Origin of the sequence: Streptomyces sp. WM6372 (assembly GCF_001279655.1) — a bacterium.
In the GTDB taxonomy this organism is placed as follows: Bacteria; Actinomycetota; Actinomycetes; order Streptomycetales; family Streptomycetaceae; genus Streptomyces.
In genome coordinates this window covers 1-3,451 of sequence record NZ_LGDB01000054.1, presented here as the reverse complement: position 1 = coordinate 3,451, position 3,451 = coordinate 1, and the positions used below count along the sequence as shown (strand labels likewise).

The following is a 3,451-nucleotide window of genomic DNA, read 5'->3' as shown; positions in this document are numbered from 1 at the left end:
GCGCTGGGGTGGTGCCGGGGGTGCCGGTCCTGCGGGGGTGGGGCGGTGGGGCGGCGGGGCGGTCAGCGGCGCGAGGTGTCGAAGACCTCGTCGCGGGTGGCGGCGAGGGCGCTCTCCAGCGCGCCGCGCAGTACGGGCCGGTCGCACACGGTGCCGGACACCAGGCGCGGCCGGGAGGGGGCGAGATCGGCGAGCTCGGCCTCGACGAGCTCGCGCAGCACGTCCCCGCCGGCGGCGGTCACCGCGCCGGACAGGACCACGATCTCGGGGTCCAGTACGGCGACCAGCGAGGCGATGCCGGTGGCCAGGGCGGTGGCGTACTGGCGGAGCAGCAGCAGGTTCGCCCCCTCGGGGTGCCCGGCGGCCTGCGCCAGCAGCGCGACCGCGGCGGCGACGGGCGCGGCCCCCGCAGGTCCGGCGGTGGCCACGGGCGGAGCCCCGATGCCCAGCGCGGCCGCCATCCCGGGCACCACCTGTACGCCGGCCAGTTCCTGGTAGCCGCCGGAGTTGACCTGGGTGACCTGCCGGACCAGGGGGTGGCCCGGCACGGGCAGGAACCCAACCTCCCCGGCGCCGCCGGTCCACCCGCGGTGCAGCCGGCCGCCGAGCACCAGGGCGGCGCCGAGGCCCTCCTCGTTCCACAGCAGGACGAAGTCCCCGTGGCCGCGGGCCGCGCCGAGGCGCTGCTCGGCGACCGCGGCCAGGTTCACGTCGTTCTCGTACCCGACCGGCATCGGCAGCGCCGCCGCCAGCTCCTCCAGCAGGGTGGGGGAGTGCCAGCCGGGCAGGTGGTCGGCGTAGCGCAGGGCCCCGGTCCTCGGGTCGAAGGACCCCGGGGTGGCGATGACGACCCGGTGGATGTCGGAGCGCTGGAGCCCGGCGGCCTTGACGGCCCCGCCGAGGGCCAGGGTGACCCGGTCGACGGCCCCGGTGCCCTCGGCGTACGGGAGCTCGTGGCTGCCGATCACCTCGCCGGTGAGATCGGCGACGGCCGCCACGATGCCGCCCGGGGTGACGTCCAGTCCGGCAACGTGGGCGGCGCGCGGGTTGACCCCGTACAGCTGGGCGTTGGGGCCGGGGCGGCCGCCGGCGGTGCCGGAGGCCACGACCAGCCCGGCGGCTTCGAGGCGGGCCAGCAGCTGGGAGGCGGTGGGCTTGGAGAGCCCGGTGAGCCGGCCGATCCGGGTGCGGGACAGGGGCCCGTGCTCCAGCAGCAGGTCCAGGGCGGCGCGGTCGTTCATGACCCGCAGCAGACTGGGGGTGCCTGGGGTGGTGCCGGTCATGGGCGCTCTCCGCTCACCTGGCCGTGGCCGTGCCGCGGCTGTGCCGTGGCCGGGGCCATGGCCTTCAGAAACTGTTAGGTAAGTTTCCTATCGCCGTTTGAGCTGTGTCAATGCCGCTGCCCCCGCAGAAATGAACCTGCGGGGGCAGCGGGGTGGTGCAGAAGAGAGGGGAGGGGGGAAGGGGGCTACTTGGTGATCCGCGGGGCGCCGGCGGCCGACGGCGGGATCGGTGCGGTGGCCAGGGACTGCGGGGAGGCCGGGTTCGCGAGCGCCGACGGCGCGGCCACGCCGGCCGAGGGGTCGGCGGCGGCCGCGTCCTCCTCGTCCTCGGCGGCCGGCAGACCGCCGATGATCCGGATGCCGGCCTCGTCGAAGGCCTCCTTGATCCGCCAGCGCAGCTCGCGCTCCACGGCGAACTGCTGGCCCGGCATCGTCTTCGCCGACACCTTCACCGTCATGGAGGCCAGCAGCACCTCGTCCAGACCCAGCACCTCCACCGGGCCCCACAGGCGCTCGTCCCACGGGGACTCCTTGGCCAGACCCTCCGCGACGTGCTTGACCACCTCGCGGATGCGGGTGAGGCTCTCCGACGGCTTGACGTGGACGTCCACGCCCGCCGTCGCCCAGCCCTGGCTGAGGTTGCCGATCCGCTTGATCTCGCCGTTGCGGACGTACCAGATCTCGCCGTTGTCACCACGCAGCTTGGTGACGCGCAGGCCGACCTCGACGACCTCGCCGGAGGCCACCCCCGCGTCGATCTTGTCGCCGACGCCGTACTGGTCCTCGAGGATCATGAACACGCCGGACAGGAAGTCCGTCACCAGGTTCCGCGCGCCGAAACCGATCGCCACACCGGCCACACCGGCGCTCGCGAGCAGCGGGCCCAGGTTGATGCCGAGCGCGCCGAGCACCATCAGCCCGGCCGTGCCGAGGATCAGGAACGAGGCCACCGAACGCAGGACCGAGCCGATCGCCTCGGAGCGCTGCCGCCGGCGCTCCGCGTTGACGAGGAGCCCGCCGAGCGCCATGCCCTCAACGGCCTCGGCACCCCGGTTCATGCGCACTATGAGCTTGGTCAGCGACTTGCGGACCAGCGAGCGGAGCGCGGCCGCGATCACCAGGATCAGCAGGATCTTCAGGCCGAGGTACAGCCATCCGGCCCAGTTCTCCTCGATGAAACTGGCGGCGTTCGTGACGCTCTCGTGGGCCTCCTTGACCGAAGCGGCCGGGTCCGGGGTGTCGGCTGCCAGGGGCAGCAGGGCGGCAGGCCAGGGCACGACGGGAACCTCCAGGTATAGCGGTCTGCCCGCGGAAAGGGGTGTGCGGGGCAGGCCATCCACACTAACGGGGCATTCGGGTGACCCCGTTGCCGTGTTCGAGGGAGAGACCGGACTCACCTGGGGATGAACCGGGTGTGGTTGAAAACACCTCGGACCCGTTACGGGCGCGTGGTGGCGCTTCGACCAGCCGTAAGGGGAGACTGGAGAGCAGATCGTCCCGGCGCGAGCCACGCGCCGCCGGCGTACAAGGAGGCAGTCCGTGCCGCACGTCCTGGTCCTCAATGCGTCGTACGAGCCGCTCGGCGTCGTACCGCTCCGCCGCGCGCTCGTCCTCGTCCTGGAGAACAAAGCCGTCTCCCTGGAGGAATCCGGCGCCTTTCTGCACAGCGCGACGAGAGTCGTCCCCGCGCCCAGCGTGGTCCGGCTCAAGCGCTTCGTGCGGGTCCCCTACCGGGGGCCCGTTCCTCTCACCCGCCGCGCGCTGTTCGCCCGCGACGGCGGACGCTGCATGTACTGCGGCGGGGTGGCGACCAGCGTCGACCACGTGATCCCGCGCAGCCGGGGTGGGCAGCACGTGTGGGACAACGTGGTCGCCGCATGCCGGCGGTGCAACCACGTCAAGGCGGACCGGCACCTGCTGGAGCTGGGCTGGCGCCTGCGCCACCAGCCGGCTCCGCCGTCGGGTCTGGCCTGGCGGATCATCGGCACGGGTCACCGGGACCCCCGCTGGATGCCGTACCTGGAACCCTACGGCGCGGAAGCGGCCCTGGACCGCATCGGCGCGGCGGCGTCGTAGCGGCGGCGTCGTAGGAGGGCTGAGCCGCCCCCGGACCTCGGGTCCCGGGGCGGTTTCCCGCGCCCCCGCCCGGCTCGCCCCCGGCCCGGCCC

3 protein-coding genes are annotated in these 3,451 nt (G+C 73.7%); 1 reads left to right on the top strand and 2 read right to left on the bottom strand.

All coding sequences use genetic code 11. The features are described from left to right. Positions 1 to 62: 62 nt before the first annotated feature. Positions 63 to 1,283, bottom strand: a complete 1,221-nt coding sequence (locus ADK52_RS06595; protein ID WP_053688832.1) for an ROK family transcriptional regulator — start codon at positions 1,281 to 1,283, stop codon at positions 63 to 65. 185 nt (positions 1,284 to 1,468) lie between these two features. After that, complete coding sequence (locus tag ADK52_RS06590; protein ID WP_199828459.1) at positions 1,469 to 2,560, bottom strand: mechanosensitive ion channel family protein; 1,092 nt, start codon at positions 2,558 to 2,560, stop codon at positions 1,469 to 1,471. A gap of 262 nt (positions 2,561 to 2,822) precedes the next feature. Between ADK52_RS06590 and ADK52_RS06585 the strand changes: the two genes are divergently transcribed. Then, positions 2,823 to 3,359 carry an HNH endonuclease gene (locus ADK52_RS06585; RefSeq protein ID WP_030159431.1) on the top strand — a complete coding sequence of 179 codons (537 nt, stop codon included), beginning with the start codon at positions 2,823 to 2,825 and terminating at the stop codon, positions 3,357 to 3,359. The last annotated feature ends 92 nt before the right edge of the window (positions 3,360 to 3,451 follow it).